15 protein-coding genes are annotated in these 13,978 nt (G+C 67.5%); 9 read left to right on the forward strand and 6 right to left on the reverse strand.

The genetic code is table 11. From position 1 onward, the window contains the following. Positions 1-125 precede the first annotated feature (125 nt). From uvrA to DMB37_RS33125, 3 genes are all read left to right on the forward strand, one after another. Complete coding sequence (gene uvrA / locus DMB37_RS33115) at positions 126-3,167, forward strand: excinuclease ABC subunit UvrA (RefSeq protein WP_135236030.1); 3,042 nt, start codon at positions 126-128, stop codon at positions 3,165-3,167. A 349-nt stretch (positions 3,168-3,516) separates the two neighbouring features. Further along, positions 3,517-4,293 carry a hypothetical protein gene (locus DMB37_RS33120; RefSeq protein WP_135236031.1) on the forward strand — a complete coding sequence of 259 codons (777 nt, stop codon included), beginning with the start codon at positions 3,517-3,519 and terminating at the stop codon, positions 4,291-4,293. A gap of 61 nt (positions 4,294-4,354) precedes the next feature. Beyond that, positions 4,355-5,146 carry a S9 family peptidase gene (locus DMB37_RS33125; RefSeq protein ID WP_135236032.1) on the forward strand — a complete coding sequence of 264 codons (792 nt, stop codon included), beginning with the start codon at positions 4,355-4,357 and terminating at the stop codon, positions 5,144-5,146. A gap of 122 nt (positions 5,147-5,268) precedes the next feature. On the opposite strand, the gene DMB37_RS33130 is transcribed toward DMB37_RS33125, so the two are convergent. Then, the gene (locus tag DMB37_RS33130; protein WP_135236033.1) at positions 5,269-5,988 is read right to left on the reverse strand and encodes an alpha/beta fold hydrolase; all 720 of its coding nucleotides are present in this window, start codon (positions 5,986-5,988) and stop codon (positions 5,269-5,271) included. Positions 5,989-6,096: 108 nt separating this feature from the next. On the opposite strand from DMB37_RS33130, the gene DMB37_RS33135 reads away from it, so the two are divergent. Together DMB37_RS33135 and DMB37_RS33140 are read left to right on the forward strand one after the other, a co-directional pair. Beyond that, positions 6,097-6,528 (forward strand): helix-turn-helix domain-containing protein, encoded by a 432-nt coding sequence (locus DMB37_RS33135; RefSeq protein ID WP_135236034.1) that lies wholly within the window; start codon positions 6,097-6,099, stop codon positions 6,526-6,528. Next, positions 6,525-7,397 (forward strand): alpha/beta fold hydrolase, encoded by an 873-nt coding sequence (locus tag DMB37_RS33140; protein ID WP_135236035.1) that lies wholly within the window; start codon positions 6,525-6,527, stop codon positions 7,395-7,397. Before DMB37_RS33135 ends, DMB37_RS33140 begins: the two co-directional genes overlap by 4 nt. Before the next feature lie 418 nt (positions 7,398-7,815). On the opposite strand, the gene DMB37_RS33145 is transcribed toward DMB37_RS33140, so the two are convergent. From DMB37_RS33145 to DMB37_RS33160, 4 genes are all read right to left on the reverse strand, one after another. After that, positions 7,816-9,426 (reverse strand): FAD-dependent monooxygenase, encoded by a 1,611-nt coding sequence (locus DMB37_RS33145; RefSeq protein ID WP_135236036.1) that lies wholly within the window; start codon positions 9,424-9,426, stop codon positions 7,816-7,818. 44 nt (positions 9,427-9,470) lie between these two features. Next, entirely contained in the window at positions 9,471-10,085 is a 615-nt protein-coding gene (locus DMB37_RS33150; RefSeq protein WP_135236037.1) for a TetR/AcrR family transcriptional regulator, read from the reverse strand. Between the two features lie 100 nt (positions 10,086-10,185). Continuing rightward, positions 10,186-10,527 carry a DUF1844 domain-containing protein gene (locus DMB37_RS33155; protein ID WP_107655315.1) on the reverse strand — a complete coding sequence of 114 codons (342 nt, stop codon included), beginning with the start codon at positions 10,525-10,527 and terminating at the stop codon, positions 10,186-10,188. 2 nt (positions 10,528-10,529) lie between these two features. Continuing rightward, entirely contained in the window at positions 10,530-11,060 is a 531-nt protein-coding gene (locus DMB37_RS33160; RefSeq protein WP_135236038.1) for a DinB family protein, read from the reverse strand. A gap of 350 nt (positions 11,061-11,410) precedes the next feature. On the opposite strand from DMB37_RS33160, the gene infC reads away from it, so the two are divergent. From infC to DMB37_RS33180, 4 genes are all read left to right on the forward strand, one after another. Beyond that, positions 11,411-12,124 carry a translation initiation factor IF-3 gene (gene infC / locus DMB37_RS33165; protein WP_186818372.1) on the forward strand — a complete coding sequence of 238 codons (714 nt, stop codon included), beginning with the start codon at positions 11,411-11,413 and terminating at the stop codon, positions 12,122-12,124. Positions 12,125-12,183: 59 nt separating this feature from the next. Then, entirely contained in the window at positions 12,184-12,378 is a 195-nt protein-coding gene (rpmI, locus tag DMB37_RS33170; RefSeq protein WP_135236040.1) for a 50S ribosomal protein L35, read from the forward strand. 100 nt (positions 12,379-12,478) lie between these two features. Further along, entirely contained in the window at positions 12,479-12,859 is a 381-nt protein-coding gene (rplT, locus tag DMB37_RS33175) for a 50S ribosomal protein L20 (protein ID WP_107655317.1), read from the forward strand. 38 nt (positions 12,860-12,897) lie between these two features. Continuing rightward, positions 12,898-13,695: an RNA methyltransferase gene (locus DMB37_RS33180; RefSeq protein ID WP_135236041.1), complete on the forward strand. Its 798-nt coding sequence runs from the start codon at positions 12,898-12,900 to the stop codon at positions 13,693-13,695. 41 nt (positions 13,696-13,736) lie between these two features. Here the strand turns inward: DMB37_RS33180 and DMB37_RS33185 are convergent, their stop codons facing one another. After that, positions 13,737-13,925 (reverse strand): hypothetical protein, encoded by a 189-nt coding sequence (locus tag DMB37_RS33185; RefSeq protein ID WP_135236042.1) that lies wholly within the window; start codon positions 13,923-13,925, stop codon positions 13,737-13,739. Between the last annotated feature and the right edge of the window lie 53 nt (positions 13,926-13,978).

The raw sequence follows: 13,978 nt of genomic DNA on the forward strand, positions 1-13,978 counted from the left end.
CCGTTGTCGCTGGTACACCTCGCGCGAGCGAAACTTGTCGGTGGGCGCGTTTAGCATGACGGCCGGGATAAGTCTGGACGCCGTTTGTCGGTTCATCTGAACACGATCGAGAAGGGAAACACCTGGTGGCGGAACGCCTCACTGTGCGCGGAGCTCGGGAGCACAACCTGAAGGGGGTCGACCTCGACCTGCCCCGCGACAGTCTCATCGTGTTCACCGGACTGTCCGGCTCCGGCAAGTCGAGTCTGGCGTTCGACACGATCTTCGCCGAGGGCCAGCGGCGGTACGTGGAGTCGCTGTCGGCGTACGCGCGGCAATTCCTCGGGCAGATGGACAAGCCCGACGTCGACTTCATCGAGGGGCTCTCACCCGCGGTGTCGATCGACCAGAAGTCGACCAACCGCAACCCGCGCTCGACCGTCGGCACCATCACCGAGGTGTACGACTACCTGCGCCTGCTGTACGCGCGCGCGGGCACCCCGCACTGCCCGGTGTGTGGCGAGCTGATCGCCAAGCAGACGCCGCAGCAGATCGTCGACCAGGTGCTCGCCATGGAGGAGGGCATCAAGTTCCAGGTCCTCGCGCCGGTGGTGCGCACCCGCAAGGGCGAGTTCGTAGACCTGTTCGACCAGTTGAACACCCAGGGCTACTCCCGGGTCCGGGTCGACGGCGTGGTGTATCCGCTGACCGATCCGCCGAAGCTGAAGAAGCAGGAGAAGCACGACGTCGAGGTGGTCGTCGACCGCCTGTCCGTCAAGCACAACTCCAAACAGCGCCTCACCGACTCGATCGAGACCGCGCTGCGGCTGGCCGACGGCATCGTCGTGCTCGACTTCGTCGACCGGGACGAGCACGCGCACGATCGGGAGCGCCGTTTCTCCGAGCGGCTGGCCTGCCCGAACGGGCACCCGCTCGACATCGAAGACCTGGAACCCCGGTCGTTCTCGTTCAACTCGCCCTACGGCGCCTGCCCGGACTGCACCGGACTCGGCATCCGCAAAGAGGTCGACCCCGACCTGGTGGTGCCCGACCCGGCGCTCAGCTTGAACGATGGTGCCATCGCGCCCTGGTCGCGCGGCCAGACCGCCGAGTACTTCACCCGGCTGCTGTCCGGCTTGGCCGAGGCCGTCGGCTTCTCGATGGACACCCCGTGGGAGAAGCTGCCGCTCAAGGCGCGCAAGGCCGTGCTCGAGGGCAGCTCCGACCAGGTGCACGTCTCCTACACCAACCGCTACGGCCGGAAGCGTTCCTACTACGCCGATTTCGAGGGCGTGATGCCGTTCCTGCAGCGGCGCATGGAGAGCACCGAGTCCGAGCAGATGAAGGAGCACTACGACGGGTACATGCGCGACGTGCCGTGCCCGGTCTGTGACGGTGCCCGGCTGCGCCCGGAGATCCTCGCGGTCACCATCAACGCCGGAGGCGACAACAAGTCCATCGCCGAGGTCAGTGACCTGTCCATCGGGGAGTGCTCGAAGTTCCTGAACTCGCTCACGCTGGGCGAGCGGGAGGCCGCGATCGCCGGGCAGGTGCTCAAGGAAGTACAGGCGCGGCTCGGGTTCCTGCTCGACGTCGGCCTGGAGTACCTGTCGCTGTCCCGGGCCGCGGCGACGCTGTCCGGCGGTGAGGCGCAACGTATCCGGCTCGCCACCCAGATCGGCTCCGGACTGGTCGGCGTGCTCTACGTGCTCGACGAGCCGTCCATCGGCCTGCACCAGCGGGACAACCGGCGGCTCATCGAAACCCTCACCCGGCTGCGTAATCTCGGCAACACGCTGATCGTCGTCGAACACGACGAGGACACCATCCGCGCCTCCGACTGGGTGGTCGACATCGGCCCGCTGGCCGGCGAGCACGGCGGGCGCGTGGTGCACAGCGGTCCCTACCAGGAGCTGCTCACCGAGCCCGAATCCCTCACCGGCGCTTACCTTTCCGGCCGTGAGCGGATCGAGCTGCCGCTGGTTCGCCGCCCGATCGACAAGAAGCGCCTGCTCACCGTGGTCGGCGCGACCGAGCACAACCTGCGCGGCATCGACGTCAACTTCCCGCTCGGCGTGCTCACCGCGGTCACCGGCGTCTCCGGTTCCGGTAAGTCGACGCTGGTCAACGACATTCTGGCGACCGTGCTGGCGAACAAGCTCAACGGTGCGCGGCAGGTGCCGGGCAGGCACACCAGGATCAAGGGGCTGGACGACCTGGACAAGCTGGTCCAGGTGGACCAGTCGCCGATCGGCCGCACCCCGCGCTCCAACCCGGCCACCTACACCGGGGTGTTCGACAAGATCCGCACCCTGTTCGCGTCGACCACCGAGGCGAAGGTGCGCGGCTACCAGCCGGGCCGATTCTCCTTCAACGTCAAGGGCGGTCGCTGCGAGGCGTGCTCCGGTGACGGCACCCTGAAGATCGAGATGAACTTCCTGCCGGACGTGTACGTCCCGTGCGAGGTCTGCCACGGTGCCCGGTACAACCGGGAAACCCTCGAGGTGCACTACAAGGGCAAGACCATCGCCGAGGTCCTCGACATGTCGATCGAGGAGGGCGCGGAGTTCTTCGAGCCCATCAGCTCCATCCACCGCTACCTCAAGACCCTGGTGGACGTCGGCCTCGGCTACGTCCGCCTCGGCCAGAGCGCCCCCACCCTGTCCGGTGGCGAAGCCCAGCGCGTGAAACTGTCCGCCGAACTCCAGAAGCGCTCCACCGGCCGCACCGTCTACATCCTCGACGAACCGACCACCGGCCTGCACTTCGAAGACATCCGCAAGCTGCTCAAGGTGATCAACGGCCTCGTCGACAAGGGCAACACCGTCATCGTCATCGAACACAACCTCGACGTCATCAAGACCGCCGACTGGGTGATCGACATGGGACCCGAAGGTGGCTCCGGCGGCGGCACGGTCGTCGCCGAAGGCACCCCGGAAGACGTTGCCGCCGTAGCCGAGAGCTACACCGGACAGTTCCTCCGCGAAGCGCTGGAACAAGCCGACGCCCCCACCAAGAAGGCGCCCGCGAAGAAGGCGGCGGCAACCAAGGCATCGCCCACCAAGGCGGCTGCGAAGAAGGCCCCCGCGAAGAAGGCAACCAAGGCGGCCGACAAGCCGACCGAAGCGCAAGCGGCGGCAAAAACCGCCACCAAGCGTTTGGCGCGCAAGGCCGCCGCGCTGCGCTGAGCATTGCGTCCCGGTTGTCTGCCTAGCCGCAGGCAACCGGGACCTTCGGCCTCCTCGCATGCGGGGCTGGTAGTTCGCACGCCGGCCTGGTTCTTTACGCAGCGCCTGCGTCGCAGGTGGGTATGTGAAGAATTAATCAAATGCGAAAAGAGTTGGCGCGGCAATTAGAAGTACTATTTGTCGGGGAATTCCTTTCTGTGTCAGGGGGATTGGGGAGGGGTGGGCTGGGGGTTCGGGGGTCCCCAGTTGGGGGCGTTCACGGGGGGTAATTGTTGTGTTTTCATGGGGAAGTATGAATCTTATTCGTCGGGCTGCGGCTCGGTATCTTGTTTCTGGTGTAATCGCTACGGTGGCAATGGGTTTCGTTGCGTTGCCGAGTTCTTTCGCGGAGCCGGGGCCGCCGGGGGTGCCGGCTCCGCCGGGTGCGCCGAGTACGCAACCGGTACCGCTGGAGCCGGATCAGCAGTCGCGGGTGTATTTCAAAATTCCGGTGGCCAATGAATTCGTGCGGATGCAGACGCGGTTCACGGTGCCGCCGAAACCGGCGCGGGTGGGGACGATGTTTTTGTGGCCGGGGCTCGAGCCTCGGGAAGGGGGGAGGAATTACTATCCGATCGGGCTGGGCGTGCTGCAGCCGGTGCTGACGTGGGGTCCGGCCTGCGCGCCGGTGCAGCAGCCGCCGACGTACTCGACGTGGTGGATTTCCGGGCAGTACGTCAACGTGTATTCCAACGATCCGCGCTACCGCGGGTGCCACTCGGGGCGCGCGATGTCGGTGCAGGTGGGGGAGGTGCTCGAGATGGACATCGCCCTGGACCAGTCGACCGGCCTGTGGACGCAAACCATTACGGGACAAGCGGGTTCGGTGCGCTACTCGATCAATCTGCGCAAGCAGGCCCAGAACATGGCGTTGTTCGCGATCGAACCGTGGGACAACGCGCGACTCGCCAATCGGCTGGTGTTCTCCGGCACCACGCTCACCTTCCGTGACGAAGCCGCGCAGAGCTGCCTGAACCCGGAACTCACCTACACCGGAACGGGCGGCACCATCTCCCCGCCGACCGTCGACGGGCGCCGCTGCCACATCGACACCGTCACCGTCAACGTCCCGCGGAGTGCGGCCTAACCGCTTCTGCTGGTGGCGAAATCGGTTCCCGCCCGCGGGGATGCGGCTTTACCGTGACGGCATGCATTCACCGATCACGGGCACCGCCGCGGGCGTGCCGTTCACCGCGCTGCCGCCGACCGGCGACGCCCCCGCGCCGCTGATCGTCACCTGGCACATGCTGGACGCGCCGAGGTCGGACGCGGCGTTCGCCGCCGCGTTGCCGATGGACGGTCTGCCCGCGTGGCGGGTGCACCTCGGTATGCCGATGTGCGGGGCACGGATGGTCGACGGCAGCATGGACGCCGGGCTGGCATTGATACGCGAGGACGTGCTGATGTCGTTTCTGCACGCGTTCGTCCAGCAGGCGACCGAGGAGTTCCCGGCCGCGCTGGCGTCGATCCGGGAGCAGCTGCCGGTCGGCGACGGCCCGATCGGCGTGCTCGGTGGTTCTCTGGGTGGTGCCGTCGCGCTGCGGGTCCTCGCCGAAACCGAGACGCCGATCTTCGCGGGCGCCGTCGTGAACGCCGCCATCCGGATGCGGTCCGTCGTGGACCTGTTCCCCGGCGACTATCCGTACGACGCCGAGTCCGAGAAAGCCGTCGACAGTTTGGATTTCATCGCCAAGGCGGGCCTCCTCGCCGGGCGCGCACCGCTGCTGGTGGTCAGTGGCGAGGAGGATCATCCCGCGTTGCGTGCCGACGCGTTCCAGCTCGTCGACGCGATCGGCGACGGGGCCGAACTGCTGTCGATCCCCGGCCTGGCGCACCCCCTCGCCGAAGAACCCGGCATCGAACCCGCACCCCAGCTGCCGACGGCACGCGCGGTGGACGCAGGCCTGACCTCGTGGTTCCGACGCCAGCTCGCGGGCTGAGCTGCACCGGCTATCTGGACGCGCGCCGGTTCTCGCGGGGCGCCGGTTGCCGAGTCCTGCACCGGTTCTCGGGATCCGCTTCAGGTGCCCGTAATCAGTGCGGATCCCGAGTGCGGGTGCGGCTATTCCGCTGTTCGGTTGGCTACCGTGTGGAGGAGGTCGGCTAGTTCTTTCGGCTTGGACCACATGGGCCAGTGGCCGGTGGGGAGGTCGATGTAGTCGGCATCGATGCGGGTCAGTTCGGTGAAGTCGGGGACATCGCCGCTGTCGCGGAACTTTTTGGCGAGTTCGGCGGTGATGCTGTTGCAGATGATGGTGGTCGGTATCGAGAGGCGCGCGGGGGAGTCGCTGAGTTCCAGGGGACCGACGGCGATGGTCGTCGGTTCGCCGACGGCTCGTTCGCGGAAGCGATTGAGCGTGGCCTCGTCCAAGCCTTCGAGGCTGTTGCCGGTCTCTTCCAGTTGCGGCCAGTCGGGGAGCAACCACTCGGGGCCGAGTTCGGCGAGTGCGGGGTTGATAGCGAAGCCGGCGGGCAGGGGAGCGGAGTCGACGTAGATCGCGCGGTGGAATCGGTCCGGCGCGCGGTCGGTGGCGAGGTAGGCGGGTGCGGCACCGCCGGAGTGCGAGACGAGCACGGCGGTGTCCGCGGCAGGGACGGCGTCGATGATCGCCTGTGCTTGCGTTTCCAGTGTGGCCGAAAGCCGTTCGGGGTCAGCGGGATCCAGGCCCGGCAGGGTGAGTGCTCGTACTTCGTTGCCGCGCTCGCGCAGGTCGGCGGCGACCTCGTCCCAGGCCCAAGCGCCGAGCCAGAATCCGGGGACCAGAACTATCCGTGTAGCCATGGGCTTACCTTGCCCTACCGCGGCGGCATCCGCGAGGCGGCCTGCGCTTCCCTATTTTCCTCAAACCTCCCTATTGTGCAAATCTTTAGGGAAGTTTAAGGTATTAGAGTGAATGATCGCCTCTACTCCGTAGAACAGGTCGCCGAACGCCTCGGCCTGCACGTCCGCACAATCCGCAACTACGTGCGCGACGGGCGGCTCACCGCGGTCCGCATCGGTAAGCAGTACCGGATCGCGCACGAGGATCTGGAAGCCTTCACCGGCCGTCCGGTGCCCGCGCCACTGCGGGAGACGGTCGAGCGGCAGCGGCACGTCGAGGTGTCGAGCATCGTTCAGGTCGACGCGGTCGATCCAGGGATGGCCGATCGACTGACCACCCTGCTGATGGGCGCGGCCAACACTCGGTCCTCCGATGACGAGCCGCTGCGGGTCGAGACGATGTACGACGCGGAGCGGGCGCGCATGAAAGTCATTGTCCTGGGCGGCCTTGCGGACACCGCACGGCTGTTCGACTACATGGAGGGGGTGCTCGCATCATGAGCGAGCAGAAAATCTACAAGTCCGACAAGGGCGCCGCGCAGATCCGGCAACGCTACGCGGAACTGCTGCAGACCTGGCCGGTACCGGCCGAGCACCTGCGCCTGCCGACCCGCGAGGGGGAGACCTTCGTCGTGGCGTCCGGTCCGCAGGACGCGCCACCGCTACTGATCCTGCACGGGTCAGGCGCGAACACGACGATGTGGCGCGGCGATATCGCCTCCTGGGCAACGCATTTCCGCACCTACGCGGTCGACATCATCGGTGAGCCCGGCGGCAGCGCGCCGTCGCGCCCGCCGCTCGACTCCGATCGGCTCGCGCAATGGCTCGACGATGTGCTGGAAGGCCTTGGGCTCAGCACGATTTCGGTCGTGGCGACGTCGCTCGGCGGCTGGGTCGCCCTCGACTACGCCGTCCGCCGACCGGAACGGATCACCCGGCTCGCCCTGCTGTGCCCCGGCGGTATCGGCGCGCAAAAGATGGGCTGGCTACCGAAAGCCCTGTTCCTGAGCCTCTTCGGATCCCGCGGTGTGCGGCGGACCGCCCGCACCATGACCGGCCTGGACGTGCCGCTGACCGAAGAAACCCTGGACGAGATCGTGCTGACCTTCACCCAGTTCAAGCCGCGCACCGAGCGACTCCCCATCTTCTCCGACGACGCCTTGCGCGGACTGACCATGCCGATGCTGGTGCTGGTCGGTGCCCGTGACGTCATGATCGACTCCGCGGCCACCGCCGAACGCGTGCGCCGGTGCGTCCCGAACGCGACGGTGCACGTGCTCCCCGATGTCGGCCACGCCATCCTCGGCCAGACCGAGACGGTAGCCGATTTCCTTCTCGACAAGCACGCATCCCAGCCCACTCCCTCCTGACGCAGGGCGCCGACGTCGCTGAGCGCTGTCCCAGATTTTGTGTTGCAGCACAGGTATCAGCGGCAAAGTTCGCACGCGGCAGGCAGATTCCTGCGCCGTGGGCCAAAAGCCACGCGCGGCAGGCCAAACCATGTGGGGCAGGCCAAACCATGTGGGCAGACCAAACTATGGGCAGGCCAAGCCATGTGGGGCAGGTAAAGCCATGTGGGCGGGCCGGGCGATGCGGGGCGGAGCTGGCGATGTGGGGCGGGCCTGGCGACGTGGGCGGGCCCGGCGATCGGAGGCGGGCCCTGCCATGCGGGGGAGGCCGGCCATGCGGGGCCGGCCGGGCTAGGCCGCGCAGACACGGTCTGGGTGCGGCCGCTCCTCGGGACCTGGCCACTAGGACGCGGACCCGCTGTGCCTGCCGTTGGCCGGATCAGCTGGGTGGCGAACCGAACCAACGGGTCAACGCTTCGCGCAAACGTTCCGGGTCGGACTGCGCATCACCGTTGGCCGCCCACGCCACGTACCCGTCCGGCCGGATCAGCATTGCCGCGGCGGGCGCGTCGGAAGTCGTCGCGACCACGGTGTCGACCCGGTCGCGCCAACTTGCCGCGACATCGGCGTAAGCCCCGATCCCGTCAAGGTCCCTGACTCTGAAACCGGCGCTGTTATCGGCACCGGCACTCCCACCTGGGCGAGCGTCGTTGAGCATGAGCAAAACTGGGCGCGCCTTCCGCAGCACCTCCGCGACCCGCTGTGTGCCACTGTCGGTTTCGAGGGTGAGGTCGGGCACCATCCGCCCGGACAGCGGATGGTTGTCACCCACCTCGTAGCGGGTGTTCGACCCGGACATCAACCGCGCGATGTAAGCGGTGTTCTCCGGCTGTCCCAGCAGCTCGTCGAACAGTGTGCGCAGCGCGGTGACCTCGGGACCCGGTGCGAAGAGCGCGGTTTGAGCCAGCGAACTCATCATGACGCGGACCCCGACCGGATGCCGTTCGGTGTGGTAGGTGTCCAGCAGGCCGTCCGGCGCCCATCCGTTGATCTCGGCGGCGAGTTTCCAGCCGAGGTTGGCGGCATCCTGCAGGCCGAGATTGAGGCCGGGCCCGCCGATCCCGGAGTGCACATGCGCCGCGTCGCCGACCAGGAACACATTGCCCGACCGGTACCGCTCGGCCTGCCGGGTGTTCTGATTGTCGATGCGGCGCAACGCATGTGGTCCTGGCCCGCGTGGCGCCTCGATCGGCAGGTCGACGCCGAGTACTCGCCGCACACCCGCGCGCAGTTCCTCGATCGTCATCGGCGTGCCCGCGGGCACCGGCTCGACACCGAACTCCATGCTCGCGACGAGCGGCCGTCCCGGTTCGAGTTCGGCGAAGACGAACCCGCCGCGTTCGAGTCGGTTGTGTCCGAACGGGAGCCGCCCGAAACCGGGCACCTCGACGCCGCCGTCGGCGGTCCGTAGCTCGTCGGGCAGCCAGACGTGCCCCATCCGCACGACGCTGTCCGTCGCGGTGTACCCGGGGAATCCGATACCGGCCTGATTACGGACGAGGCTCTTGCCGCCGTCGGCGCCGACCAGGAAGGTGGTGTCGAGTCGATAGTCGCCCTCGGGCCCGGCCACCGTGACGACGACGCCCCCGTCCTGCTGGGTCGACTCGGTGAGCCGATGCCCCCATCGGATCTCGACACCCAACCCGCGCACCCACTTCTCCAGTAGGCGAACAAGTTTCGGCTGCGGAATGGCGAGTATGGCCATCGGATTGTCCGGCAGCTCGGCGAACGACAGCCGCAGCCCGGCGAAGAAATACCCGGGCAGCGGTTGCGGCGCACCGGGCGCACCGCCGAACACGTGATACAGCCCCCGCATGTCCAGCAGCCGAATCACTTGGCCGACAAGGCCGTTCGCTTTCGGCTCGGCACTCGGCGCGGGCAGTTCCTCCAGCACGATCGCGCGCACGCCGGCCAACGCGAGTTCACCGGCGAGCAGCAGTCCGTTCGGTCCGGCGCCGGAAATGACTACGGCGGCAGAGTTTTCAGGCATGACAAATACACCCCTTGTTCGATGATGAGTTTCTGGCGGTGCGGTCAGCGCGGCGGTTCAGGCAGCCCCGCGGTGACTTGGTCGAGGGCGCGCCGCAGCAGCGGGGCGATGGGGACCGGCGGGTCCGCGTGTGCGTACGCCACCATGGCCGCGTCGATGACGGTGCCGATCATGCCGGTCACCAGCCGTGGATAGACATCGTGCAGCGGGTCGGTCCCGGTGCGTTCCGCGATCAGCTCGAGCCAGTCCTCGGACACCCCGGTGAACAGCGCGGACCGTAATTCGGGCGCGCGGAACAGTTTCCGGACTTCGGCCAGCTGGGCGGCGGTGGGGACGCGGAACTCGGCCTGTTCGGCTTCGAGCGGCTCGAGCAGCGCCGCGGTGAGCGCGCTCCAGAGCGGTTCGTCTGCCGGGCGTTCGCGAAATGCCGCCAGGCTGCGCCGGATGCGGACCGACTGCCGATAGGTGATCGCGTCGTACTTGCCGGTGAAGTAGTTGTTGAAGGTGCGCACCGAGACACCGGCACGCTTCGCGATGTCCTCGCGGGTGACGTTGTCCAGGCCGCGCTCGAAGGCGAGCTCCAGCGCCGCGTCGCTGAGCGCCATGCGGGTATCGAGCTTCTTGCGTTCGCGCAGGCCGAGCGCTTCTTCAGCGGGCATGCCACCAGCCTACGGCAAAAACTTGCCCGGCGGGCAAAATTTCCCGCCGGGCAAAATTATCGACTGCGGCGCACTCGAGGTGCCGCGAGCGCTGGCCGAGTCAGTAAACGGGACCCGTGTACTTCTCGCCCGGCCCCTTACCCGGCTCGTCCGGATGCGCCGACGCTTCCCGGAACGCGCGCTGCAACGACTGCAACCCCTCGCGAATCGGCCCCGCGTGCGGCCCGAGATACTCCACCGACGCCGTGACCAGCCCGGCCAGCGCCGTGATCACCCGGCGCGCCTCGTCCAGATCCCGCCGCGTGCTGGTCTCCGGATCCTCGTCCGCGAGCCCGAGCTTCTCCGCCGCCGAGCTCATCAGCATCACCGCAGCCCGGCTGATCACCTCCACCGCCGGGATGTCGGCCAGTTCGCGCACGGAGTTGTCGAGCTCTTCAGTCATGGCTATGAGGCTAGCGAGGCCGCTCGGAGGAGTCGGAGCTGGCCGATCTCCGCGACGTTCTTCATCAGCTCCGAGTTCACCCAGCTCGCCAGGTGTGCCACCGTCAAACCCGCGTCGGCGGGCCACGGAAAGGCCGCGGGCCGGTCCAGGTCGGCGTCGGTCAGGTCGTCCAGTGCGCCCAGCCAGGTGTCGCGCAGCCAGCGCAGCTGCGCCACTGCCGCGACGCCGTCGCCCGCCCAGTGCACGTCCTCGCGCTCGGGTGGGGTCCGGCCCGCGAGATGGTCGATGGCCGCGCTCCACCACCAGTCGATATGCCAGCTGAGCCAGCCGATGGTCGGCACCGGGACGGGGTCCGGCTCGGTGTCGGCCCAGTCCGGCCGCCACACGCCGTCGGCGTCGGGGCGTACTGTCCAGTGGAGTTCGGCGGGTGCCCAGTCGAAGTCCTCGACGCGCAGCGCGTCGAGATGCAGTTCGGTGAGCGACCAGGTGAGGTCGAACTGCCATCGGAGCAGGTCACGGCGTGAAGTAGACACCGGGGGAGCGTGGCAGGCACCCGGGCGCGCGGGCAAGCGGTTTACCGCGATTCGGCGATAGCCGAACGCAATGTTAGACTTTCTGCTGACGACCGCCCCTGGTTGTGTCTTCTTCCAAGATTTCGAGCCCGGGGCTGATAAGTGGAGCCCGACTCCCACCGTTGCCGACGAGCGATCGTCAGGTCAAACGGTCCGGTCACCCGCCTTCTCGGAGGCGGGTTTCTTGTGCAGGGGTTCTCTCGCGAGAACCGCGTGGACAAGATCGCATGCGAGTCTTTGGCGTGCGCTGACCGGTCGACCTCGGGCCCCGACGCGGAATACCGCTCCGGGGCTTTTGTGTTGAAAAGGGGTTGCAGTTATTGCGTGCGGTCGTCTTGACGACACCGCTTGACCTAGGAGGCCCCATCAGCACTGAGACCCGCATCAACGATCGCATCCGTGTTCCCGAGGTTCGCTTGATCGGACCCAGCGGCGAGCAGGTTGGGATCGTGCGTGTTGAAGATGCACTACGCGTCGCCATGGAGGCAGATCTCGATCTCGTCGAGGTCGCTCCGGATGCACGTCCGCCGGTCTGCAAGATCATGGACTACGGCAAGTTCAAGTACGAGACGGCGCAGAAGGCGCGCGAGTCTCGGAAGAACCAGGTGCAGACCGTGATCAAGGAGCAGAAGCTCCGCCCGAAGATCGACGACCACGACTACGCGACCAAGAGGGGCCATGTCATGCGCTTCCTCGAGGCGGGGTCGAAGGTCAAGGTCACCATCATGTTCCGCGGACGCGAGCAGTCCAGGCCCGAACTGGGCTACCGGCTGCTGCAGCGTCTCGCCGCGGACGTGGCGGACCTGGGGTTCGTCGAGACCTCGGCCAAGCAGGACGGTCGCAACATGACCATGGTCCTCGCGCCCCACAAGGGTGCGAAGACGCGAGTGAAGGCACAGCAGGAGTCCGCAGCTCCGCGGCAGCAGCAGCCCGCTGCGCAGCCGAGCCCCGCGCCCGCCGAAGCCGCCACCGCAGACAGCGCGCCCGCCGCGGCTCCGGCCGAGCAGGCCGACCCGCCGCAGTAATACCGATAAGAGCCGGCGGTCCGCAAGGGCCGCCGGGACGAGACAGATTAGAGGAATCCATGCCGAAGATGAAGAGCCACAGCGGCGCCTCGAAGCGATTCAAGGTGTCGGGCCGAGGCAAGCTGCTTCGCCAGCAGGCGAACCGTCGCCACCTGCTCGAGCACAAGTCGTCCCGCCGGACTCGTCGTCTGGATGGCACGGAGGCCGTCGCGTCCGTCGACGTCCCGCGCGTGAAGAGGCTGCTCGGTCTCTGAGAGACCTAGCCAGCGACCGCGTTCCGGATTCCGGACGCCGACCGAACTGACAATCTCCGGGTGCCCGCATGCGCCCCCTAGATCGACAAAGGACTGACCCATGGCACGCGTCAAAAGGGCCGTCAACGCTCAGAAGAAGCGTCGTTCCATCCTCGAGGCCTCCAAGGGCTACCGCGGCCAGCGTTCGCGGCTGTACCGCAAGGCCAAGGAACAGCAGCTGCACTCGCTCACCTACGCCTACCGGGACCGCCGGGCGCGCAAGGGTGACTTCCGCAAGCTGTGGATCGCCCGCATCAACGCCGCGGCGCGTCTGAACGACATCACCTACAACCGCTTCATCCAGGGCCTGAAGGCCGCGGGTGTCGAGGTGGACCGCAAGATCCTCGCCGAGCTCGCCGTCTCCGACGCCGAGGCGTTCGCCGGTCTCGTCGCGATCGCCAAGGCCGCCCTCCCGCAGGACGTCAACGCGCCCGCCGCGTAAGTCACCGGGTGACAAGCGAATACCTTTCGGAACGACCCGTGGACGCGCTCTCCGAGCGCAATCCACGGGTCGTTTCCGCTGTCAAGCTGCACCGCGGTGCGCAGCGCCGCAAGACCGGGTTGTTCCTGGCCGAGGGCGCCAATTCGGTGGCGGCCGCGCTGGATACCGGGCGGGTGCAGGAGCTGTTCTACTCCGCCGGTGCCGCGGTCCGCGAGCATGAACTGGTCGCGAGTGCTGCGGGGATGGGGGTGCGCACCACGCTGGTCAGCGATCGGGCTGCCCAGCAGTTGGGTGAAACCGTCACCGCGCCAGGGCTCGTCGCTGTGTGTGCGCTGATCGATGTGCCGCTGGCCGACGTGCTCGCGGCACAGCCCCGCATGCTCGCCGTGCCGGTCGAGATGGCTGAACCCGGCAATGCCGGAACTCTCATCCGGGTTGCCGATTCGGTGGGTGCCGACGGCGTGGTGCTGGCCGGTGACTCGGTCGACCCGCACAACGGCAAGTGCGTGCGGGCCAGTGCGGGCAGCCTGTTCCACGTCCCGATCGCCCGGCATCGTGACATCGGCGAAACGCTGGATTCCGTTGCGGCCGCAGGCATCACGATCCTCGCGACGGCCGCCGACGGCGAGGTCGAGCTCGACGACGCCGACGAACTGTTCACCGGGCCGGTCGCCTGGCTGTTCGGCAACGAGGCGCACGGCTTGGATCCCGCCGTGACGCGGCGCGCCGACCATCGCATTCGCATCCCGATCCGCGGCCGCGCCGAAAGCCTGAACCTGGCCACCGCGGCGGCCATTTGCCTGTACGCCAATTCCCGTGTGCGCTACGCGAACTAGAGACCGAGCCGCACGCGCGTGCAGCGCTTCCCCGTGCGAGCTCAGCCGCAGTAGCCGTAGAACACGCAGAAGATGATGTTCTGCAGCCACGCCGGTAGCCAGGCGTAGGGGTTCGGTCCCGGCGGGTTGGCGGCCGCCGTCCCGCTGCCGAGCAGGGTGATGACCAGCAGGCTCACCATCATGGCAAGGCTGGTGAATCCGACGGTTACCGCCGCCTTCGATCTGCTCATGTCCCCGGACCTCCATGTTCTCGGGCGGTGCCCGCGCGGGCAACATCCCTACT

Source organism: Nocardia sp. CS682 (assembly GCF_004634405.1).
GTDB classification, from domain to species: domain Bacteria; phylum Actinomycetota; class Actinomycetes; order Mycobacteriales; family Mycobacteriaceae; genus Nocardia; species Nocardia ninae.